This is a genomic window from Bradyrhizobium sp. Ken01, from assembly GCF_055807355.1.
In genome coordinates this window covers 98472-120914 of sequence record NZ_JBVVPC010000024.1, presented here as the reverse complement: position 1 = coordinate 120914, position 22443 = coordinate 98472, and the positions used below count along the sequence as shown (strand labels likewise).

19 protein-coding genes are annotated in these 22443 nt (G+C 64.1%); 11 read left to right on the top strand and 8 right to left on the bottom strand.

Features of this window, described 5'->3' with window-relative positions:
* Positions 1-184 precede the first annotated feature (184 nt).
* Genes AC0L3S_RS22625 through AC0L3S_RS22615 form a run of 3 tightly spaced genes read right to left on the bottom strand, consistent with a single transcriptional unit; the run spans position 185 to position 2368 of the window.
* A complete protein-coding gene (locus AC0L3S_RS22625; RefSeq protein ID WP_473281339.1) occupies positions 185-985 on the bottom strand; it encodes an SDR family NAD(P)-dependent oxidoreductase in 801 nt (266 codons plus the stop codon).
* Between the two features lies 1 nt (position 986).
* On the bottom strand, positions 987-1541 hold the full coding sequence (locus AC0L3S_RS22620) for a carboxymuconolactone decarboxylase family protein (protein ID WP_473281336.1): 555 nt from the start codon (positions 1539-1541) through the stop codon (positions 987-989).
* A 14-nt stretch (positions 1542-1555) separates the two neighbouring features.
* Positions 1556-2368, bottom strand: a complete 813-nt coding sequence (locus AC0L3S_RS22615) for an SDR family NAD(P)-dependent oxidoreductase (RefSeq protein WP_473281334.1) — start codon at positions 2366-2368, stop codon at positions 1556-1558.
* Positions 2369-2602: 234 nt separating this feature from the next.
* Between AC0L3S_RS22615 and AC0L3S_RS22610 the strand changes: the two genes are divergently transcribed.
* The 4 genes from AC0L3S_RS22610 to cyoD are packed head-to-tail and all read left to right on the top strand — an operon-like array spanning position 2603 to position 6453.
* The gene (locus AC0L3S_RS22610) at positions 2603-3436 is read left to right on the top strand and encodes a cytochrome ubiquinol oxidase subunit II family protein (protein WP_473281332.1); all 834 of its coding nucleotides are present in this window, start codon (positions 2603-2605) and stop codon (positions 3434-3436) included.
* Complete coding sequence (gene cyoB, locus AC0L3S_RS22605) at positions 3426-5426, top strand: cytochrome o ubiquinol oxidase subunit I (protein WP_473281345.1); 2001 nt, start codon at positions 3426-3428, stop codon at positions 5424-5426. Before AC0L3S_RS22610 ends, cyoB begins: the two co-directional genes overlap by 11 nt.
* Complete coding sequence (locus AC0L3S_RS22600) at positions 5426-6067, top strand: cytochrome (ubi)quinol oxidase subunit III (RefSeq protein WP_473263423.1); 642 nt, start codon at positions 5426-5428, stop codon at positions 6065-6067. Before cyoB ends, AC0L3S_RS22600 begins: the two co-directional genes overlap by 1 nt.
* Positions 6064-6453, top strand: coding sequence for a cytochrome o ubiquinol oxidase subunit IV (cyoD, locus tag AC0L3S_RS22595; protein WP_473263425.1), 390 nt, complete (start codon positions 6064-6066; stop codon positions 6451-6453). The genes AC0L3S_RS22600 and cyoD overlap by 4 nt, the downstream gene beginning before the upstream one ends.
* A gap of 215 nt (positions 6454-6668) precedes the next feature.
* Here the strand turns inward: cyoD and AC0L3S_RS22590 are convergent, their stop codons facing one another.
* Entirely contained in the window at positions 6669-7457 is a 789-nt protein-coding gene (locus tag AC0L3S_RS22590) for a thermonuclease family protein (RefSeq protein ID WP_473263426.1), read from the bottom strand.
* 196 nt (positions 7458-7653) lie between these two features.
* Here AC0L3S_RS22590 and AC0L3S_RS22585 point away from each other — a divergent pair, with 196 nt between their 5' ends.
* From AC0L3S_RS22585 to AC0L3S_RS22570, 4 genes are all read left to right on the top strand, one after another.
* A complete protein-coding gene (locus tag AC0L3S_RS22585; RefSeq protein WP_473263427.1) occupies positions 7654-9252 on the top strand; it encodes a GMC family oxidoreductase in 1599 nt (532 codons plus the stop codon).
* Positions 9253-9259: 7 nt separating this feature from the next.
* On the top strand, positions 9260-9709 hold the full coding sequence (locus AC0L3S_RS22580) for a gluconate 2-dehydrogenase subunit 3 family protein (protein ID WP_473281330.1): 450 nt from the start codon (positions 9260-9262) through the stop codon (positions 9707-9709).
* Positions 9710-9801: 92 nt separating this feature from the next.
* Positions 9802-10821 carry a S1C family serine protease gene (locus AC0L3S_RS22575; protein WP_473263429.1) on the top strand — a complete coding sequence of 340 codons (1020 nt, stop codon included), beginning with the start codon at positions 9802-9804 and terminating at the stop codon, positions 10819-10821.
* A 59-nt stretch (positions 10822-10880) separates the two neighbouring features.
* Positions 10881-12608, top strand: a complete 1728-nt coding sequence (locus tag AC0L3S_RS22570; protein WP_473263431.1) for an FAD-dependent oxidoreductase — start codon at positions 10881-10883, stop codon at positions 12606-12608.
* Between the two features lie 141 nt (positions 12609-12749).
* Here AC0L3S_RS22570 and AC0L3S_RS22565 read toward each other — a convergent pair whose 3' ends face one another.
* On the bottom strand, positions 12750-16226 hold the full coding sequence (locus AC0L3S_RS22565; RefSeq protein ID WP_473281328.1) for an indolepyruvate ferredoxin oxidoreductase family protein: 3477 nt from the start codon (positions 16224-16226) through the stop codon (positions 12750-12752).
* Positions 16227-16403: 177 nt separating this feature from the next.
* Between AC0L3S_RS22565 and AC0L3S_RS22560 the strand changes: the two genes are divergently transcribed.
* The 3 genes from AC0L3S_RS22560 (at position 16404) to AC0L3S_RS22550 (ending at position 19354) form a co-directional block, all read left to right on the top strand.
* Positions 16404-16598, top strand: coding sequence for a hypothetical protein (locus AC0L3S_RS22560; RefSeq protein WP_473263433.1), 195 nt, complete (start codon positions 16404-16406; stop codon positions 16596-16598).
* Positions 16599-16983: 385 nt separating this feature from the next.
* Entirely contained in the window at positions 16984-17688 is a 705-nt protein-coding gene (locus tag AC0L3S_RS22555) for a cysteine hydrolase family protein (protein WP_473281326.1), read from the top strand.
* A 10-nt stretch (positions 17689-17698) separates the two neighbouring features.
* Entirely contained in the window at positions 17699-19354 is a 1656-nt protein-coding gene (locus AC0L3S_RS22550; RefSeq protein WP_473281324.1) for a regulator, read from the top strand.
* Here AC0L3S_RS22550 and AC0L3S_RS22545 read toward each other — a convergent pair whose 3' ends face one another.
* The 3 genes from AC0L3S_RS22545 to AC0L3S_RS22535 are packed head-to-tail and all read right to left on the bottom strand — an operon-like array spanning position 19355 to position 22433.
* Positions 19355-20179: a carbohydrate ABC transporter permease gene (locus AC0L3S_RS22545; protein WP_473281322.1), complete on the bottom strand. Its 825-nt coding sequence runs from the start codon at positions 20177-20179 to the stop codon at positions 19355-19357.
* The gene (locus tag AC0L3S_RS22540) at positions 20176-21114 is read right to left on the bottom strand and encodes a carbohydrate ABC transporter permease (RefSeq protein ID WP_027516623.1); all 939 of its coding nucleotides are present in this window, start codon (positions 21112-21114) and stop codon (positions 20176-20178) included. Before AC0L3S_RS22540 ends, AC0L3S_RS22545 begins: the two co-directional genes overlap by 4 nt.
* Entirely contained in the window at positions 21111-22433 is a 1323-nt protein-coding gene (locus tag AC0L3S_RS22535; protein ID WP_473281320.1) for an ABC transporter substrate-binding protein, read from the bottom strand. Before AC0L3S_RS22535 ends, AC0L3S_RS22540 begins: the two co-directional genes overlap by 4 nt.
* Between the last annotated feature and the right edge of the window lie 10 nt (positions 22434-22443).

Below are 22443 nucleotides of genomic sequence, written 5' to 3'. Positions count from 1 at the left end.
CCTTGGCCGGTGGCCACCGGCCAAGGCGCTAAGTCACTTCCATCGCACAAATGCTGGCCGTGCAGATACAAGGGGTTTCTATCGGCGAACTCCTCTATGTGTCTGCGGAGAGAGACCCCTCACCCGGCGCTTCGCGCCACCTTCTTCCGCAAGGGGAGAAGGAAGAGCGGCGTGCTTGGGATGTCTATCCCCTCCGCACACTCGCTCCGCCATCCACCGGCAGCGTCACACCCGTGATGAAATTCGCCTCGTCCGAGGCCAGGAACAGCGCCGCATTCGCGACGTCCCACCCCGTGCCCATCTTCCTGCGCAGCGGCACCTTGCTGTCGCGTTCGGCTTCGACTTCGGCGCGGGTCTTGTGCCATTCGCGGGCGCGGGTGTCGACGGCCATCGGCGTGTTCATCAGGCCCGGCAGGATGACGTTGGCGCGGATGCCGTATTCCGCGTTCTGGTAGGCGAGCTGCTCGGTGAAAGCGATCATCGCCGACTTCGTCGCCTTATAGGCGACGTAAGGGTAGGTCGTGATCGCCGCCATCGAGGAGATGTTGATGATCGCGCCGCTTCCTTGCGCGCGCATGATCGGGATCACCTCTTTCGCCGCCAGGATGCAGCTCTTCAGATTGATGGCGACGACGCGGTCGAAGGCCTCCTCGGTGATTTGCAGCAGCTCGGCGTCGCCGCCGGACAGGCTGACGCCGACATTGTTGTGCAGCACGTCGATCCGGCCCCAGCGCGCCTGCGCCTCCGCGACCATCGCCTTGATGTCAGCGGACTTTGTGACGTCGGCCCTGAACGCCGCGGCGGTGCCTTGCTTCGCGGCGATCATGGCGGCGGTTTCCTGCGCCGATTCCAGATGATGATCGACGCACAGCACCTTGGCGCCCTCGCGCGCGAAGGTCAGCGCCGTCGCGCGGCCATTGCCCATGCCTTCGCCGGGGCTCTGCCCGGCGCCCACAACGACCGCAACCTTGTCCTTCAAGCGCATGTTAGTTCACTCCCGGAATCGGGTACTGCTGGAGTACCTCTTTGTAATATGGCTCGTTGTCGATCTTCATGGTGGCGAGCACGCGCACCACGCCGCAATAGAAGGCGATGGTCAGCACGAGGTCGACCATGTGTTCGTCCGAGAGATGCTGCTTGATCTCGGCAAAGGTCACATCCGAGATCGCGAGCTCGCGTACCATCTCGCGGGCACCTTTCAGGATCGCCTTCGCCTGTGGCTCGAGCGTCGAGGGCTTGCCGTCGGTCTCGGCAATCAGGCCGGCGATGTCATCGTCGGTGACGCCGAACTCCTTGCCGATCTTCACGTGGTGAGTGAACTCGTATTCCGATTTCTCCATCCAGCCGACCTGGAGGATCGCAAGCTCCCGCAGCCGTGGATCGAGCTTGCTCTTGAAGCGAATGTAGCCGCCGATGCCATTAAAGGCACGCGCCATCTCCGGCGAATTGACCAGCAGCTTGTGCAGATTGGTGTTGCGCTTGAGCATGTCGCGATATTCGGGCGCGACCTGGTCGGCCTCGAGATAGGGCAGGCGGGCCATCCCTGATGTTCCTTTCAGTGTTCTTGTGATTCACGTTCGGGGGCTTGCAGCGTCACCCCGCCGTCCACCACCAGCACCTGTCCGGTGATATAGCGCGCAAAATTGCTGAGCAAGAATTTGACGGCATGGCCAACGTCCCAGCCGGTGCCTTCCGTTTTCAGCAAAGACGCCTTGGCCCGCTGGGCGCGCGCCTGTTCGCTCATGCCGCGGCCATAGACCATCGGCGTGTACATCGGCCCGGGGCAGATGCAATTGACGCGGATGTTGTCGCGGCCGTGATCGACCGCCATTGCGCGGGTCAGGCCGATGATCGCGGCTTTCGAGGTCGAATAGGTCGTCAGGCCGCGCGGCCGCAGCGCCGAGATCGAGGAGATGTTGACGATCGCGCCGCCCCGCGCGGTCTTGATCATGGCAGGGATCGCGTGCTTGGAAAGCAGGAACATGCTCTCGACATTGACCTGCATGACGCGGCGATATTGCTCGGGCGCTTCGTCGACCACGCTGCCGCGGCTCCCGATGCCGACATTGTTGTCGAGGAAATCGAGCCGGCCCCAGCGGTCGAGCGCGGCTTCGACCAGCGTCCTGCAATCGTTCTCGCTGGTGACGTCACCGCCATGCGCCGCGGCCGTGCCGCCTTCGGCTGCGATCATCTCCACGGTGCGTTCGGCGAGCTTGAGGTCGCGATCAGCCACCAGCACTTTGGCGCCGGCGCGAGCCAGCAGAATTGCGGCGGCGCGGCCGTTGCCGATGCCGTCGCCGGCAGCGCCGCCGCCGCTGACCAGCGCCACCTTGCCGGCGAGACCGGGATCGTCCTCGGGCCCCTGCATGTCGTTTCATCCCAATTATTTTCGTGCACTCTAGCAATCGCCCCGAGTGGAGAGAAGGGCCGGGCTGCCGCTTTCATGTCATTGACATCGCATGGAATTGCATGCCGCCGCACGAGAAGGGCGAACGATCGATCCGCGCCGTTAGGAACCGACCTCACGCGACTGCGTTTGCCGCCGGAGCCTTTCCCGCGCTAGGCTCTGTCCCGGGGCTTCCAAACCGCCAGTGGCTTGCCGATGAATCTGCTCGATCCACAAGGGCCTGTGGCTGCGGCCAACAGCACCATCCTGGTCGATTCCGTCTTCATCATGCTCGCGATCGTGGTCCCGACCATCATCGCGATTTTGGCCTTTGCGTTCTGGTTTCGCGCCTCGAATCCGAAAGCAAAATTTCAGCCCGACTTCGTCTATTCCGGGCGGGTGGAGATGGTGGTGTGGGCGATCCCCGCGCTCACCGTGATCCTGCTCGGCGGCGTCGCCTGGATCGGCTCGCATCAGCTCGATCCCGCGGCACCCGTGCCTGGCACTGGCAGTCCGGTCCGCATTCAGGCCGTCTCGCTCGACTGGAAATGGCTGTTCATCTATCCGGACCAACGCATCGCTACCGTCAACACGCTGACGGTGCCGGCAGGTGCCGAACTGAACTTTCAGCTGACGTCGTCGAGCGTGATGAACGTGTTCTTCATTCCGCAGCTCGGCAGCATGATCTACACCATGAACGGCATGGTGACGAAGCTGAACCTGCGCGCCGACAACGAAGGCAAGCTGCAAGGCCTGTCGGCGCATTTCTCCGGCGACGGCTTTCCGGACATGATGTTCGACGTCAACGTGATCTCGCCGCTCGCCTTTCCGGAGTGGGTCGCGACCACGGCGAAGAGCGATGCCGTCCTCAATGAGGACAGCTATAAGAAGCTGATGCAGCAGGGCATCGAAAAGGGCAGGCCGACCTACCGGCTCGATGATCCCCGGCTGTTCGACCTGATCGCGACCCAGCACATTCCGCCGGGACCGGGCCCGGAGCTCGCATCCGAAGCAGGCCGGCCGCAAAGTGGAGGCCATGATGCTCGGTAAGCTCGATTGGTCGGCCATTCCGTTCGATCAGCCGATCCCCCTGATCGCAGGCGCGGTGGTGCTGGTCGGGATTCTCGCCGTGCTGGCCTGGGTCGTGGTGAAAGGGCATCTGTCCTATCTCTGGCACGAATGGATCACCAGCGTCGACCACAAGCGCATCGGCGTGATGTATATCCTGCTGGCCTCGGTGATGCTGCTGCGCGGCGGCAGCGACGCCATCATGATGCGGATCCAGCAGGCGGTTGCCTACCAATCACAAGGCTATCTGCCGCCGGAGCACTACAACCAGATATTCTCCGCGCACGGCACCATCATGATCTTCTTCGTGGCGATGCCGTTCGTCATCGGGCTGATGAATCTCATCGTGCCGCTCCAGCTTGGCGTACGGGATGTCGCTTTCCCGACGCTCAATTCGGTCGGCTTCTGGCTGACCGCGACCGGCGCGCTGCTGGTCAATCTCTCGCTTGTGATCGGCGAGTTCGCCCGCACCGGCTGGCTCGCGTTTCCGCCGCTGTCGGAGCTGTCCTACTCGCCGGGCGTCGGCGTCGATTATTACGCGTGGTCGCTGCAGATCTCCGGCGTCGGCACGTTGGTGGCCGGCATCAATCTCGTGACGACAGTGCTGAAGCTGCGCACCAAAGGCATGAACTATCTGCGCATGCCGATGTTCTGCTGGACCACGCTGGCGTCGAATCTTCTGATCGTCGCGGCCTTCCCGATTCTGACGGCCACCCTCGCGATGCTGCTGCTCGACCGCTATCTCGGCTTCCACTTCTTCACCAACGAGGCCGGCGGCAATGTCATGATGTTCATGAACCTGATCTGGGCCTGGGGGCATCCCGAGGTCTACATCCTGGTGCTGCCGGCCTTCGGCATCTTCTCCGAGGTGGTGTCGACCTTCTCCGGCAAGGCGCTGTTCGGCTATCGCTCGATGGTGCTGGCGACCATGGCGATCTGCGTCATCTCCTTCATGGTCTGGCTGCATCACTTCTTCACGATGGGCGCGGGCCCCGACGTCAACGCCATCTTCGGCATCGCCAGCATGATCATCGCGATACCGACCGGGGTGAAGATCTACAACTGGCTGTTCACGATGTATGGCGGCCGCATCCGCTTCGAGACGCCGATGCTATGGTCGATAGGCTTCATGGTCACCTTCATCATCGGCGGATTGACGGGCGTGCTGGTCGCGGTGCCGCCGGCCGATTTTGTCCTGCACAACAGCATGTTCCTGGTCGCGCATTTCCACAACGTCATCATCGGCGGCGTGCTGTTCGGCGCCTTCGCCGGGTTCGAGTACTGGTTCCCCAAGGCGTTCGGCTTTCGCCTCGACGACCGCTGGGGCAAGCTCGCGTTCTGGTTCACTTTCCTCGGCTTCTACGTCACCTTCATCCCGCTCTACGTCGCCGGCATGCTGGGCATGACGCGCCGCATGCAGCACTACGACGTCGCGGCGTGGCGGCCCTGGATGCTGATTGCAGCCGTCGGCATGGCCGTGCTGACGATTGGCGTGATCTGCCAGATCGTGCAGATCGTGGTCAGCATCCGCAACCGCGAGGCCCTGCGCGACCGCACTGGCGATCCCTGGGACGGCCGTTCGCTGGAATGGGCGACGTCGTCGCCGCCGCCCGTTTTCAACTTCGCTTTCAATCCCGATGTGCGCGGCGAGGATGCCTACTGGGACATTAAGACACGTGGCCAGCAGCAATCGCTCGATCATGATGCGCCCGAGTATCATGACATCGAGATGCCCAGGAATTCGCCGACCGGCTTCGTCTGCGCGTTCTTCGCCACGGTCATGGGCTTTGCGCTGATCTGGCACATCTGGTGGATGGTGATTTTGGGCGGCATCGGAGCGTTCGCGACCTTCGTCGTGTTCGCCTGGCGCGACCATGACGAATACGTCATTCCGGCCGAGAAGGTCGCGGCGATAGACCGCGTCAATCTCGAGGAGCGGCGCAATCTTGTCAGCATGGCGGGGACAGTCTGATGTCAATGACCGCAACCGCCGGCCATGCGCACGCCGATCCCCATCACATCGGCCTCGTCGTCGAGCATCCGGGCCCGGCGCCGAAGCGCATCGTGACCGCCTATGGCTTCTGGATCTTCCTGCTCTCCGACATCGTGATGTTCTCCTGCTTCTTCGCGGCCTATGCGGTGCTGGCCGACCAGACCGCCGGCGGCCCGAAGGGTTCGGAGATCTTCGAGCCGCGAAACGTTGCGATCGAGACGGTCTGCCTGCTGCTGTCGAGCTTCACCTGCGGCATGGCCAGCATCGCCGCCGATGTGCGCAATCGGTTCTGGTTCTATCTCGGGATGGCCGTGACCTGTTTGCTCGGCCTCATCTTTCTGGTCATTGAGTTTCGCGAGTTCGCCGATCTCGTCGCGCGAGGCTATGGCCCATCGCGCAGCGCGTTCCTGACTGCATTCTTCTCCCTCGTCGGCTGCCACGGCCTCCACGTCTCGGCCGGCATATTGTGGCTGCTCACCATGATGGCCCAGGTTTTTGCGAAGGGCTTTCGTGCCGACGTGCTGCGCCGGATGATGTGCTTTGCGCTGTTCTGGCACGCGCTCGACATTGTCTGGGTCGGAGTCTTCTCCGTCGTCTATTTGCTTGGGAGTGGCGTATGAGCGATCAGACGCATATGCCGGCCGACCATGACCTCGCGCCGGGCGATGAGGAGCAACACAGTGTCGGCACGCGCGTCCTCGGCTACGTGGTCGGTCTTGTTCTCGCGCTGCTGCTGACGGCGACGTCGTTCTTCATTGCCGGCACGGATCTGGTCTGGCAGCCTTCCATTCCAGTCGCACTGATCGTGCTAGCGATCGCGCAGATGGGCGTGCACCTCGTGTTCTTCCTGCACATCACCACCGGCCCCGACAACACCAACAACGTGCTGGCGCTGGCCTTCGGGCTGCTCGTCGTGTTCCTGGTGGTCGGTGGTACTGTCTGGATCATGGCGCATCTGAATGCGAACATGCCGGCCATGGATCAGATCATGCCGATGCGTCACTAGGGGCGCGCAAAAAAGAAGAGCCGCTTTGTGACAAGCGGCCCAAGTCTAGGGAGGAAACGCCCGAGCAAAGCAATCGGGCCGGAGCCGGATTGCCGCCAAGGAAACGCTCGCGCAAAGCGCTTGCGTACGCTTACAAATGCAGCAACTCCCGATAGAGTTCAATTCCGGATGAATACTGTCTCCGGCTGCCGCTCACGGGTGCGTGATGGGCGTCGTTATTTCGGCCGCCGGCAATTGTAGGCCTTGCGGAAGCCCGCAGCCTGGGCGTCGTCCTCCGAGCAGAACCAGCGGTCCGGCTTGGTGGTCGCGGGGTAGCTCGGGCAGCCGCGTAAATGGTAGATGCCGATATTGCCGGTCACGCGCGCGCGCACCGCAAGCTTGCCCTTGATGCCACAGCTCGGCGGCATCGTCAGATCATCGGGAAACAACACCGCCCGAATCTCCTTGTCGCGGTCGGCGCGGCAGGCGGCGCCCAGGAGCGCGCCGTCCTTCTTGCCGGTGCGGAATTCTTGCGGCGCAACAAAGCAGCCCTTCCAGATTCCGGCCGAGGCTGATTTGGCGTCCGCCGCGGCCGACTTGACGTTCGCCTTGACCGGCTCGCGGGCAATGGCATAGCCGAGCTTGACCAGCTGCTCGTTCAAGCTGGTCTTGTCGCCCTCGGCCGTGCAGATCGCGCGGTGACGCTTGCCGAAACTCTTTTCCGGTCCGACATCGTCGCAACGCACCGATCGCTTGCCGATCAGCTTGGCGAGCTGGTCGCGGGCCTCGATGCCGCAGGTCGAGGGATCGGCGTGGTCGTCGATGCAGACCTGGTCCAGCTCGGGGGCGTCGACGCCGTCGAGGCGGTAGGTGACGTCGCCAAGCTGGATGGCGTTGCCGTCGCGGACCGTCGCGGCGGCTGTCAGCGCGGAGGCGGGGCCGGTCGTGCCCAGAAATCCGAACAGGGCGAAAAAGAAAACGAGCGCAAAAGCGCGGGCGTTGGCAAAGGATTGTCGGAAGGACATAAGGTCTCGCTATCGATGGCTCGTACGCCCCGTTCCTAGCATCCGGATGTGGCGATACCAATGGTCTGCGCCCCGCGAAGTGCGACATTCCGGCCTCGTGGCTTTACTCGGCCGTAGCTCTGATCCTATCGTTCGCCGGCCTTGCGGAGCGGAGGCCGAATCGCCCGGGAAGCGGCGAAGGGAGGAAAATTTCGCGATGAAAGACCCCGTGGACGTCCTAATCATCGGCGCCGGCGCTTCAGGCGCGGCGGTGGCGTGGTCGCTGGCCGAGACCAAGATGCATATTCTCTGCATGGAGCAGGGCGGCTGGATGAACCCGGCGGAATATCCCAGCACGGGCCGGGACTGGGAGGCCAAGTTCTACGGCGAGTGGTCGTCCAGCCCCAACGTCCGCGGCCGGCCCGAGGACTATCCGATCAACGACGACAACTCGCCGATCAAGGTCGTCAACTACAATGCGGTCGGTGGCTCGACGGTGATGTACACCGCGCACTGGCCGCGGCTGCATCCCTCCGATTTCAAGGTGAGGACGCTCGACGGCGTCGCCGACGACTGGCCGATCGACTACGACGCGCTGACCCCGTTCTTCGAAGAGAACGACCGGATGATGGGCACGTCCGGCCTCTCGGGCGACCCGCTCTCACCGCTGACGCATCCGCCGATGCCGCAACAGCCGCTCGGATTGTCCGGCGCCATCATCGGCAAGGCCATGAACAAGCTCGGCTGGCATTGGTGGCCGTCGGACACGACGGTCGCGACCATGGACTACGAGGGCCGCGCGCGCTGCATCAATCTCGGCCATTGCACGCCGGCCTGCGCGCAAGGCGCCAAATCCTCGACCGACATTACCTATTGGCCGCACGCGGTCCGCGCCGGCGTCGAGCTGCGTACGCACTGCCGGGTGCGCGAGATCACCACCGACGAGAACGGCATGGCCACCGGCGTGGTCTATTACGACAAGGATGGCGTCGAGCAGTTCCAGCCGGCTCATGTCGTCATCATCGCCTGCAACGGCGTCGGCACGCCGCGGCTGCTGCTGAACTCGGCATCGAACCGCTTTCCGAACGGGCTTGCCAATTCGTCGGGCCTCGTCGGCAAGAACCTGATGTTCCATCCTTATGCGCAGATCTACGGCTATGTGAAGGAGCCGACCGATAGCAACCGCGCGCCGCCGACCTGCCTGTGGAGCAAGGAATGGTATGACACGGACCTCTCGCGCGGCTTCGTGCGCGGCTACGGCGTCCAGTTCGTGCGCGGCGCCGGGCCGGTGTTCGAGGCTGTCGTCAGCGAGCAGAAGGGGATATTGCCGTGGGGCGCCGATCATCACCGCATCTTCCGCAAGCTCAACGGCCACCGGCTCGGCTTTTCCGCGATCTGCGAGGACCTGCCGGAGGAGCATAACCAGGTTACGCTCGATCCGGTGTTGAAGGACAGCCACGGCATTCCCGCGCCGAAGATCGACTATACGATCAGCGAGAACAGCCGGAAGATGATGGAGCATGCGCTGGCGCGCGGCCGGGAGATTCTCGAAACCGCGGGAGCGAGCGACATCTGCGTCAACTCGCCGATCCCGTGGGGCGGCTGGCACCTGCTCGGAACGGCACGCATGGGCACCGACCCCGAACGCTCCGTCGTCAACGAATGGGGCCGCTCACACGACGTGAAGAACCTCTTCATCGTTGACGGCAGCATCTTCGTCACCTCGGGCGGGGTCAACCCGACGTCCACCATCCAGGCCCTCGCGCTCTACATCGCCGACCAGATGAAGCAGCGCCTCGCCAATTTGTTCGATTGAGGCCGACATGTCCGCAGACAATCAACTGACACACAGCCAGCGCGACGACCTCCGCGCTATCGCCGCGATGATCGTGCCCGCCAGCGACGAGTACAAGGTGCCCGGCGCCGACGACTCCGCGATCCAGGCCGACATGCTGGCGACGCTGGGGCGTGACGCCAAATTGGTGGTGGCGGCGCTGGACCATCTGGCGCGGCTCGCGGGCCAACCGTTCGCCGAGCTCGATGCTGCCCGGCGGCATGCGGTGGCGCAGGAGTTTCGCAGTTCCGGCGGTGCGGCTGCGGCCACGCTCGTCCGCGTGGTGCTGCAATGCTATTACCGCGACGACCGGGTGCTACGCTCTCTCGGGCTCGAGCCGCGCGCACCTTTTCCCGAGGGGCATGTGCTGCCGGATGGCGACTGGTCGCTGCTGGACCCGGTCAAGGCAAGGGCGGGCACGCTGCGACGGGCGCCCTAGCCACCTGGGCAGTCCAGCCTTGCGCCTCGGGCGGGGTCCCTTGCGCCTAACGGAGCAGGCTACCATTTGTGTGAGCCTCAAGGACTCCTATCATGCTGGATTTCACCTCAGATATCGTCGATGACACCGCGTCATCGCGAACGGAAACTGCCGCTCCGGTCGATGACCGGGCCCTGCTGGACGCCTATTCCAATGCCGTGATCGACGTGACCGACCGCGTCGGTCCTGCCGTCGTGCGCGTCGAGACCGGACCAAAGGTGCCGAACGGCCGCGAGCGCGGCGGGCTCGGCTCGGGCATCGTGATCTCGCCGGACGGGCTCGTTCTCACCAATAGCCACGTGGTCGGCTCGTCGAAGGAAATCCGGCTGCGCGACGTCGAGGGCCATGTCGGCGACGCCCGGGTGCTCGGCGTCGATCCCGACACTGACCTTGCGCTGCTTCGCGCCAATGGCGTGCGGGACTTGCCCTATGCGGCGCTCGGCAACTCCAAGACCTTGCGGCGCGGCCAGCTCGTGATCGCGATCGGCAATCCGCTCGGCTTTGAATCGACCGTTACCGCCGGCGTGGTCTCGGCGCTCGGGCGCTCGATTCGCTCGGTCAGTGGCCGCACCATCGAGGACGTGATCCAGACCGATGCTGCGCTCAACCCCGGCAATTCGGGCGGGCCGCTGGTGTCCTCGAACGCCGAGGTGATCGGCATCAACACCGCGATCATCAATGGCGCGCAAGGCATCTGCTTCGCGGTCGCCAGCAACACCGCGCAATTCGTGCTGTCGGAGATTATCCGCCACGGCTATGTCCGTCGCGCCTATATCGGCGTCGCCGGCCAGACCGCGCCGATCCCGCGGCGGCACGCGGTGCTAGCCGGCGTCGAGAACAAGATGGGCGCGCTGCTGGCGCAGATCGAGCCGGACGGGCCGGCGGCGAAGGCGGGCCTGTTGTCCGGCGACGTCGTGATCGGCCTCGACGGGGTCGAGATCAACGGCGTCGACGATCTGATCCGCGTGCTCGACCGCGATCGGATCGGCCGTCGGCTGGCCATGGACGTGCTGCGGCTCGGCCGCCTGCGGGCGATCGATATCGACCCGGTCGAGCGCAAGCCGGCCCGCTAGCGTGTGGGCGCCGAAGCGAGGTATGACGGTGTCATGCCTCGCTTCGGGAACCCCGCCGCATGATGCCGGCGCATGAGACCTACGATGTCATCGTCGTCGGCGCGGGCGCCGGTGGCATGACCGCCGCGGCGGTCGCCGCCGCCGAAGGCCTGCGTGTGCTGGTGATCGAGAAGACCGCTTTCGTCGGCGGCACCACCGCATGGTCCGACGGCATGGTCTGGATCCCCGCCAATGCCAAAATGAAAGAGGCGGGGCTCTCCGATAGCGTCACGGACGCCGTGCAATACCTATCGAACACGGTGCCCGAGCCCGCCAATGCGGGCCTCCGCGCCGCCTTCCTCGCGCGTGGACCGGAGGCGGTCGCCTATCTCGAGGCCAACACGCAAGTGCGCCTCCAGCCGGTGAAAGCCTGTCCGGACTATTATCCGGAGCGACTGGGCGCGACCGCGGGCGGGCGCGTGCTCGAGCCGGTCGTCTTTGACGGCACGCGACTGGGCGCGCATTTCGCGCGGCTGCGCGCTCCGCTGCCGGAGCTCACTTTGTTCGGCGGGATGACGGTCAACCGCCTCGACATCCCGCATCTGCGCCGGGCCGGAAAATCGCTGCGCTCGACTCTTCGCGCGATGCGGCTGGTTTCGGAGTATGGGTGGCAGCGGCTGCGGAGCCCGCGCGGCACGACGCTGCATCTCGGCAATGCGCTCGCCGCGCGGCTGTATGCGTCGCTGCTGGCGCGGCAGGTTGAGATCCTCTTCAGGGCCGACGTCGAGGATTTGTCGATGCAGGGCGAGCGCGTCGGCGGTGTGGTTATCCGTCACGGCGCGCGCGATCGGCTGATCGCCGCGCGACGCGGTGTGGTGCTGGCGACCGGCGGCTTTTCGCACGACGCGACCTTGCGCAAACGCTTGTTCCCACCCGCCGCCGGATCCGTCTCGGCGGCCCACACGTCCGTTACGGGCGACGGGCTCCGCCTTGCGACTGCAACCGGCGCAGCTCTCAACACGGATGCGACGAGCCCGGCCTATTGGGTGCCGGCCTCACTGTTCCGGCGCACTGACGGAGGCCGAGGCGTTTTCCCGCACATGGTGACCGACCGCGCCAAGCCCGGCGTGATCGCGGTCAATGCGGCAGGTCGGCGCTTCGTCAACGAGGCACTGTCGTACCACGAGTTCGTGCTCGCCATGCTGCGCGATGGCAATGGTGAGCCGGAGCGGCCGTTTTATCTGATCTGCGACCGTCCCTTCCTGTGGAGCTACGGCCTCGGCCGCATCAAGCCGTTCACGCGCAGTATCAGGCGCTATGCGGCGAGCGGCGAGTTGGTCGAGGCGACTGATATCGCGCAGCTCGCAATGAAGATCGGCATTAAGCCGTCGACACTCGCGGCGACGATCGCAAACTACAATTCCGATGCGAAAGAGGGCCGCGATCCGGAATTCGGTCGCGGCAGCACCATCTATCAGCGATACCTCGGTGATATCAGCCACAAGCCGAACCCGTGCGTCGCGCCCATCCTTTGCGCGCCGTTCTATGCGATGCGGATCTATCCCGCCGATCTCGGCACGGCGATCGGCATGAAGGTGGATGCCCAAGCGCGCGTGCTGCGCGAGGACGGCGCGCCGGTTGCGGGCCTCTACGCCTGCGGGAACGACATGGGCTCGATCATGAACGGCAATTGTCCCGGGCCGGGGATTGCACTGGGGCCCGCGCTGACGTTCGGGTACATCGCGGGGCGACATCTGGCGGAGGGGAGTGTGGCAGCGACGCCGATCGCCGCTACAACGCCGGTCTAGCCATCTCCACCGCTGTCATGCCCCGCGAAGGCGGGGCATCCAGTACGCCGCGGCTTCTCGACTTGATCACAACCTTCTCGGAGTACTGGATCGCCCGGTCAAGCCGGGCGATGACACTGAGTGTGTGGCGCCGGCTTGGTCTTACTCCGCAGCCGCCGCAAAGCGGCTGTTCTCCAGTTCCGCTTCCAGCCGCGCCTTCTCGGCCGCCGCCAGCTTGATGTTGGCTTCCTTGATATGCCCAAAGCCGCGGATCGTCTCCGGCAGCCGCGCGAGCCTCGTCAGCAGCGGGATCTGCTCCGCTTTCAGGCCAACGATCCGCTGATCGATCATGTCGAGATAATCCGCGACCAGCTTCCGCTCGGTCCGGCGCTCCTCGGTGCGGCCGAACGGATCGAACGCGCCGCCGCGCAGGAATTTCAGTTTGGCCAGTACGCGGAAGGCATGGATCATCCAGCCGCCGAATTCCTTCTTCTGGAGATGTCCGGTGGTCTTGTCGCGCTGCGCGAAGATCGGCGGGGCCAGATAGAACTTCAGCTTGAAGTCGCCGTCGAATTTCTCCGAGACCTTCTTGGAGAAGCTGCCGTCGGTGTAGAGCCGCGCGACCTCGTACTCGTCCTTGTAGGACATCAGCTTGAACAGGTTTTTCGCGACAGCCTCGGTCAGCTCAGTGGATGCGGGCGAGGCCGCATTCTCCGCCTTGCGCACCTTGGCGACCGCGGCGAGGTAACGGTCGGCGTAGGCCTTGTCCTGATAGCCCGTCAAAAACTCGGCGCGCGTCGCGATGATGTCGTCGAGCGACTTCGTCGGCGCGGAGGCCCGGCTCCTGAACTGCAGCACGCTGCGCACCCGCGACATGTCGTGGGCGGCGAGGCGTCCCCAGGTGAAGGCGAGCTTGTTCATCTCGATCGCGGCGCCGTTGATCTCGATGGCGCGGAGCAGCGCTTCCAGCGACAGCGGGATGGCGCCTTTCTGGAAGGCGAAGCCGAGCATGAAGGGATTGGTCGCAATCGAATCGCCCATCAGCGCGGAGGCAATGCCGGTGGCATCGATGATGTCGAGGTTGTTGTCGCCGACAGCGTCCCGCAGCACGGTCTGCATCGTGCCCATCTCGAAATCGAGATCGGGGTTTTGCACGAAGCTCGCGGTCGGCTGCAGGTCGGCGTTGATATACGCTTTCGTGGTTCCGCGTTCGGCGCGGCTGAGCGCGGAGGGACCTGCCGAGACGATCATGTCGCAGCCGAGGATGACGTCGGCGCCGCCGGTGGTGATCCGGACCGCGGAGATGTCTTCCGGCTTCGCGGCAATGCGCACATGGCTCATCACCGCGCCGTTCTTCTGCGACAGGCCGGTGAAGTCGAGCGCGGAGCAGCCGCGGCCGTCGACATGGGCGGCCATGCCGAGCAGTGCACCGATGGTGATGACGCCGGTGCCGCCGATGCCGGTGACGAGGATGTTGTAGGGGGCGTCCAGCTCACGCGCGGGTGGCAGCGGCAGGTCGGCAAACAACTGGCCTGAGTCCACCGCCGAGGTCTTGATCCGCTTGAGTGTGCCGCCGTGCACAGTGACGAAACTCGGGCAAAAACCCTCCACGCAGGAGAAGTCCTTGTTGCAGTTCGACTGGTCGATCTGGCGCTTGCGGCCGAACTCGGTCTCCAGCGGTTGCACCGAGACGCAGTTCGAGGCTTGCGAGCAATCGCCGCAGCCTTCGCAGACGAGCTCGTTGATGAAGGCGCGCTTGGCGGGATCCGGATACAGCCCGCGCTTGCGGCGACGGCGCTTTTCCGCGGCGCAGGTCTGGTCATAGATCACGACCGTAAGGCCCTTGATGTCGCGCAGCTCGCGCTGCACGGCGTCGAGCTCGCGGCGGTGATGGACGGTCGCGCCTTGTGGGAAGTAATTGCCGTCTGGATACTTGCCTGGATCGTCCGACACGATCGCGAGGCGCTTGACGCCCTCGGCCCAGACCTGATGCGCGATCTGGGCGACGTTGAAGGCGCCCTCGGCCGGCTGGCCGCCGGTCATCGCGACAGCGTCGTTGTAGAGGATCTTGTAGGTGATGCTGATGCCGGCGGCCGATGCCGCGCGAAGGGCAAGCAGTCCGGAATGGGTGTAGGTTCCGTCGCCGAGGTTCTGGAAGATGTGCTGCTCGGTGGTGAAGGGCGCTTGCCCGATCCAGTTCACGCCCTCGGCGCCCATATGCGAGATCAAATCGGTGCGGCGAGTCGGCATGCTCAAAGCCATGCCGTGACAGCCGATACCGGCCATGGCGCGGCTTCCCTCGGGCACGCGCGTCGAGGTGTTATGCGGGCAACCCGAGCAGAAGAACGGCGTGCGCGCGAGCTTGATCGGCGTGCTGGTCGTCACGGGATTGTCGAACGCCTCGAGCCGGGCGAGGCGCTGCTCCAGCACCGGGCTGTGGTGGCCGAGCTTGCGCAGCCGCGCTACCAGCGCGGATGCAACGATGGTTGGCGTCAACTCGCCCTCGCTCGGCAATAGCGGCGCGCCGCGCTCGTCGCGTTTTCCCGTCACGGTCGGGCGCCTCGACGCATCGATATTGTAGAGGATGCGCATCAGCTGGTCTTCGATGAAGCCGCGCTTCTCCTCGACGACCAGCACGTCCTGAAGTCCTTCGGCGAAGCGCTTGGCCCCGCTTTCCTCCAGCGGCCAGGTCAGCGCGACCTTGTAGATGCGCAAACCCAAATCCTGCGCATCCTTTTCGGTGATGCCCAGATCGGCCAGCGCCTGCCGCAGATCGAGATAAGCCTTGCCGGTCGCGACGATGCCGAGCCGTGCCGGCCTGGAGTCGAGCACGATGCGGTCGAGCTGGTTGGCGCGCGCAAAGGCCTGCACCGCGGCCATCTTGGGGCCGAACAGGCGCTTCTCCGCGTCGAGCGGCGGATCGGGCCAGCGGATGTTGAGGCCGCCGGGCGGCATCTCGAAATCTTCGGGGAGCTTGATCTGGATGCGTTCGGGGTCGCTATAGATCGAGGCCGAACTCTCCACGGTTTCGCTGATCGCCTTGAAGCCGACCCAGCAGCCGGAGAAGCGCGACAGCGCAAAACCGTAGAGGCCGAGATCGAGATAATCCTGCAGCGTCGCCGGGTTGATGACGGGGATCAGCGCCGCCGCGAACACCTGTTCGCTCTGGTGCGCCAGTGTCGAGGACTGGCAGCCGTGGTCGTCGCCGGCAAGCGCGAGCACGCCGCCATTGAGCGAGGTGCCGGCGGCATTCGCATGCTTGAGCGCATCGACCGAGCGATCGACGCCGGGCCCCTTGCCGTACCAGATGCCGAACACGCCATCGACCTTGGCACCAGGAAACAGGCCCACCTGTTGGCTGCCCCAGACCGCGGTCGCCGCAAGGTCCTCGTTGAGCCCGGGGACGAAGGCAATGTCGTGCTGCTGGAGGTGCGACTTCGCCCGCCACAGTGCGTGGTCGTACATGCCGAGCGGGGAACCGCGATAGCCCGAGATGAAGCCGCCGGTGTTGAGGCCCTGAAGCCGGTCGCGTTCGCGCTGCAACATGGGCAGCCGGACCAGCGCCTGCGTGCCGGACAGGAAGATCCGCTTCGATTCGAGCCGGTATTTGTCGTCCAGCTCGACCTGCATCAGCGTCATTTCAGGAGTCCTCGTCTCTTGTTTCGGCTCTTATTCGACTTGGGGTTTGCGCTGCGGAAGGGAGGAGCGGCTGCGCGACGCGAATTGTGACAGTCAAGGGCATGCGCAGACGATGTCAATATCGCTGGCCGCATCCGTGGCGCTCCTGCTGGTCATGGCTTGCTTGCTGAGAACACCATGGCTGCAAGCGCGTTCGATACCGAGATCACAGAGACGGCTGAGGCTCTAATCGAGCCGTGGCGCCACCCGCACCAGATGCTCCAGGCAGAAGTATCGCGCGGCACGGCCGATAATGTTGGTGCGCCGATAGCCCTCGACAGACGTCTTCGCGAACTCATGCCGCTGGCCGATCCCGTCATCCTCAAGACCTGAAGGTCGATCAACCTGGCGACGACTCCTATGCCTCTTGCGAGGAGGCACATCGGTGGCCGTGGAGCGGGTCGCTAACGCCACCTTCGTTGTTCCGGGGCGCGCGTAGCGCGAGCCCGGAATCCATTTCACCACGTGTTTAGCCGCCCGATGGATTCCGGGTTCGACGCTTACGCGTCGCCCCGGAATGGCGACAGAGAGCGCTCATCCTTTGGGCAAATGCACGTCGCAAAGCCGCCGCACAGCGAATAAGCAGACCCCGGCTTTTCTAATAACATTCTGACAGCGCAGTAAATTTTCCTAAGCCGTTGGCTTAATCGCAATTGTACACAATGGCACGCCGCTTGCAGAACTCCCGCAGAGAGAGTTCTCGCGGGGGCCTTGAGTCATGTTGAACTCAACCAAGCCGACACTGGGTGTCATCAGCGCCGAACCGGCGCCGGTCAAGCTCGACTGGCCTGCCACCGCGCTTCTCATCATCGACATGCAGCGCGACTTCATGGAGCCCGGCGGCTTTGGCGAGACGCTCGGCAATGACGTCAGCCAGCTCGCGCGCGCGGTGAAGCCGATCGGTGCAGTGCTGAAGGCTGCGCGGGATACCGGCATGCTGGTGATCCACACGCGCGAGGGCCATCTGCCCGATCTCTCCGACGCGCCGCCGGCGAAAATCGAGCGCGGCGCGCCATCCTTGCGCATCGGCGACCCCGGTCCGATGGGACGCATTCTCATTCGCGGCGAGGCCGGCCACGACATCATCTCGGAGCTCTATCCGCTCGACAGCGAGATCGTGGTCGACAAGCCCGGCAAGGGCGCGTTCTACGCCACCGAGCTCACCGACGTGCTGGAGAAATACGGCATCGAGAATCTGCTGGTGTGCGGCGTCACCACCGAAGTGTGCGTCAACACCACCGTGCGCGAGGCCAACGACCGCGGCTATCGCTGCGTCGTCATCTCGGACGGCTGCGCGTCCTACTTTCCCGAGTTTCATGAGATGGGCCTGAAAATGATCAAGGCCCAGGGCGGCATCTTCGGCTGGGTCGCAAGCTCAGCCGCGGTTCTGGAGGCGATGAAGACTTCAAACATTCCAGCTTAGGGGCATCACCATGAGCACAAGCACGACGGGGACGGCCGGCACCTCCGAGTTCAAGCCGGCACTATGGACACCGGGCGACTGGAACGCATTTTTCGGCTTCGGCACCAACATTCTCGTCAACATGCTGGTGCTCACGGGCCTGTTGCGTTTCGTGCTGAAGATGCCGGACAGTCTCGTGTTCGGCCGCATCCTGCCCGCGCTCGGGCTGATGATGTGCCTGTCGACCTTTTACTACGCATTTCTCGCTTATCGCCTTGCACAGAAGACCGGCCGCAACGACGTCTGTGCGCTGCCCTCGGGCGTCAGCGTGCCGCACATGTTCATTGTCACCTTCGTGATCATGCTGCCGATCACGATCAAGACCGGTGATCCGCTCAAGGGCTGGTCGGCGGGCCTGGTCTGGGTGTTCTTCCAGAGTTTCATCCTGATGATCGGCGGCTTCATTGCGCCGTTCATTCGAAAAATCACGCCGCGCGCGGCGCTGCTCGGTACGCTCGCCGGCGTATCCGTCACCTTCATCTCGATGCGGCCGGCGCTCGAAATGTACATGACGCCGCAGATCGGCCTGGTCTGCTTTGCCATCATCCTGGTGAGCTGGTTCGGCGGCGTGAAATATCCAAAGAGCATTCCAGCGGGCCTGATCGCGATCGCAGTCGGGATGGTCATCGCCTGGGGCTCGAACCTGTTCGGGCTCAATCTGGGTGGATTGAGCATCAAGGGCGTCGGTGACGCCTTTGCGAGTTTCGGCTTCTCGGTGCCGATCCCCGCCGTTGGCTACGTCTTCTCCGGATTCGAATTCCTTGGCGTGATCCTGGTCACCGCCATTCCCTTCGGCATCTACGACCTTGTCGAGGCCATGGACAATGTGGAGAGCGCGGAAGCCGCCGGCGACGAATATCCGACCACGCGCGTGCTCACCGCCGACGGAATCGTCAGCCTGATCGGCTGCCTGATGGGCAATCCCTTCATCAACGCCGTCTATATCGGCCATCCCGGCTGGAAGGCGATGGGTGGCCGGATCGGCTATTCGGCCGCGACCGGCATCATGGTGGTCGTGCTGGCCTGGTTCGGCATCATCTCGGTGCTGCTGGCGCTGGTCCCGGTCGTCGCGATCTCGCCGATCCTGCTCTATATCGGCATGCTGATCGGCGCGCAGGCGTTCCAGACCACGCCAGTGAAGCACGCGCCCGCGATCGTGCTGGCGCTGACGCCGCATCTGGCCGCCTGGGCCAAGCTGCAGATCGACACGATGCTGGGCTCGACCATGAATGCGGCTGCGACCGTCGGCGGAATGGCCGCCGACAAGGCCGACGCGGTCAAGGCTGCGGCGATTGCCGCGTTGCCGCAGCAGGGCGTGTTCTATCACGGGTTAGAAGTGATGGGCGGCGGCTCCATCCTCGGCGGCCTGATCCTGGGTGCGATCGGCGTCTTCATCATCGAGCGCGACTTCGAGAAAGCCTCGGCATTCGCGCTGGTTGGTGCAGTCCTGACCTACTTTGGCTTCATGCACGGCGAAGCCGTCGGCATCGGCGGCGGCTTTGGCGTCACGCCAGCGGTCGCGTTCGCCTATGCCGTGATGGCCGCCGGTCTGTTCGCGGCCAGCCGGCTCGGCGCGAGCGAGCCCTACATGCCGCATGCGGACATGCACGCCGCACCGGCGGAGTAGCTACCCGCCCTTGACCGCCCCCGCCGTCAGCCCGGCGACGATCTGTCGCTGGGCGAACACCGTGAGCAGCAGCACCGGGAGGGTGACAATCAGCGCGGCGGCCGCGAGCGGTCCCCAGCTCAGCTGGTCGAACGAGATCATGTTGTAGACAGCGACCGGCAGGGTCCGTGTCTCGCGTCCGGCCAGCACGATGCCGAAGACAAAATTATTCCAGGAGAAGATCACGGCCAGGATGAAGGCGACCGCGATGCCGGGCTTCGCGATCGGCAGCGCGACATGGCGGAAGACCTGCCAGCGCGTGGCGCCGTCGATGAGGGCTGCTTCTTCCAGCTCCATCGGCGTCGTCTCGAAATAGCCGATCATGATCCAGATCACGATCGGCACCGTGACCACGAGGTGGATGATGATCTGCGGCACCAGCGTGCCCAGCAGTCCCAGCCATTGGAACATGAGAAACAGCGGGATCAGATAGGACAGGCCCGGCGTGATACGGGCGATCAGGATCACGATCGCGGATTTATGCGCGGCCATGCGTGCGATGCCGTAGCCGGCGGGAACGCCGACGAGCAGCGCAAGCAACGTCGCGCTGCCGGTCACGATCAGGCTGTTGATGAAATAGGTCAGGAAGCGGTTGGAGGCGAGCACGTCGGCATAGTTCTTCCAGGCGACATGCTCGGGAAAGAACACCGGCGGGTACGCGGCGTTGTCGATTTCGAATTTGAGCGACAGCGACAGCATCCAGAGGAAGAACAGGATTGCCGGCGACACGATGACGAACACCGAAAGCCACAGGCCGATCTTGCCGATGATCTGACGGGGTGTCATGTGCCGCTCGCGATCTCGGTCCACAGCATGCGCTGGCGCGCATAGAGCATCACCGCCGCAAGCAGAACGATCAGCAGGAAGAACACGACAGCGATCGCCGAGCCGTAGCCGAGGTCGTAATAGGAGAAGGCGACGCTGTAGAGGTAGATATTGATCGTCTCCGACGCCGATCCCGGACCGCCCTGCGTGATCGCGAAAATGATGTCGAAGCTCTTCACGGCATCGATCATGCGGATCATGCCGGCGATGAACAGGAACGGCATGATCAGCGGCAGGGTGATGAAGCGGAACACCTGCCAGATGCTGGCGCCGTCGATCTGTGCGCTTTCATAAGGCTCGGTCGGGATCGCAGCCAGGCCGCCGAGCACGATCAGCATGACCAGCGGCGTCCATTGCCAGGTCTCGACCAGCACCAGCGAGGGAATGACGGTCGCGGGATGAAACACCCAGAGCTGCGCTGGGATTCCGACCAGTGACAGCAGATAGTTCAGCACGCCGAGCTGCGGGTGGAACATCATGGTCCAGACCAGCGCGATCGCCACCGGCGTCGCCATCATCGGCATGATGAAGACGCCGCGCAGAAAGCCGCGGCCGGGGAATTTCTGGTGAAACACCACGGCCGCAAACGTGCCGAGCACGAGCGGCAGCAGCACGGAGAGTATGGTGTAGACCAGTGTATGTCCGACGGCCTCGATGAAGCGGGGATCGCTCGTCAGCCGCAGATAATTGGACAATCCAACGAAGGTGGTCGACGAGCCGACCTTCCACTCGTTCAGGCTCATCCAGATCGTGAAGACCCACGGAAAGATGATGATCGCGATCACGACGACCAGCGCCGGCACCACGAACGGCCAGTAGGATGGCGGCCGCAACTCCTTCTCCGGCGCGGCATCAGACTGTGCCGCGCCCGGAGTCGATTGTGTCAACGCACTCACGCCTTCTCGCTACGCTCCAGGATCGGCCGGTACTGATCGTTGGCCTTCTTCAACTCAGCGGCAGGATCGGCGCCGGACAAGGTCGCAGTGACCGCGGCGCCGACGATGTCGCGGAATTCGGCGACCGGAATCACGACGGGCAGGCCCAGCTTGCTGATCTTGCCGGAATCGATCACCGATTGCAGCCACTCCTTGGTCTTGACGCCCTTCTGGACCTCGGGATCGCCAAGGATCGAGTTGCGGAACGGCACGCCGCCGCCGGCCTGCAGCAGCCGCGCGCCTTGCGTTTTCGAGACCACCCATTGGCAGAGCAGATAGGCGGCTTCCTTGTTCTTGCTCGCAGCGGCAACGCCGATGCCGTCGCCATAGGTCGAGGAATATTGGCCCTTGGGGCCGGCGGGCACGACGGTGTAGCCGACCTTGCCGACGACACGCGAGGCGGCGGGATCTTCCAGCGGCGGCGCCCAGCCGACGCCGTCGATCCACATCGCGGATCGGCCTTGCGTGAACGAGGCCATCGACTCCATCCAGTTGAAGCCGGCGACGCCGGGCGGTGCCGATTTCGTCAGGAGCGTCTGATACAGCTTGGTCGCGGCAATGGCTTCCGGACCATCGGTCAGGATGTTGCCCTTGGCGTCGAGGAATTCCCCGCCATAATTGAGGAAGAAGTTGCTCCACATCGCCATGTTGGCGTTGCGCAGGCCGCGCCCGACAAAGCCGTAGATGCCTTCCTTGGTGTCGGTGAGCTTCTCGGCCGCCGCAGCCATCTCGTCGAGGGTCTTGGGAATGGCGACGCCCTTCTTCGCGAACAGCTCCTTGTTGTAATAGAGGATGAAATAATCGACCGACCACGGCAACGACAGCATCTGGCCCTTGTCGTTCCTGGCGTATTGCAGGCCCGCGGCCGAGAAGTCGCTCTCGACGAGATCAGGGGCGGTCAGCGCCGGGTCCTTCATGAAGGGACTCAAGTCGGCGAGCCAGCCGGCCTTCTCGAACTGCCGCTTCTGCACGTGGTAGCTGAGATGGACGACGTCGAAGCTCGGACGGCCCGAGGTGAACTCGATCACGACCTTCTGGCGCTGCTGCTGCTCGGGTATCTGCTCCGCTTCGACCTGGATGCCGGTGAGCTCGGTGAACTCCTTGACGTATTTTTGCAGGTTGTCGCCGCGGGGGCCCTTGGCGAGGATCACCTCGAGCTTGGTCCCTGCGTATTTCTTCCAGTTCACCTCGGCGCGCGCCGGCAATCCCGTCAGGCTGAGCGCGCCAGCTGCGGCAGTGCCGGTCAAGAGCGTACGACGCGAGATTTTGTGGTTGACCACTTTGGGTCCC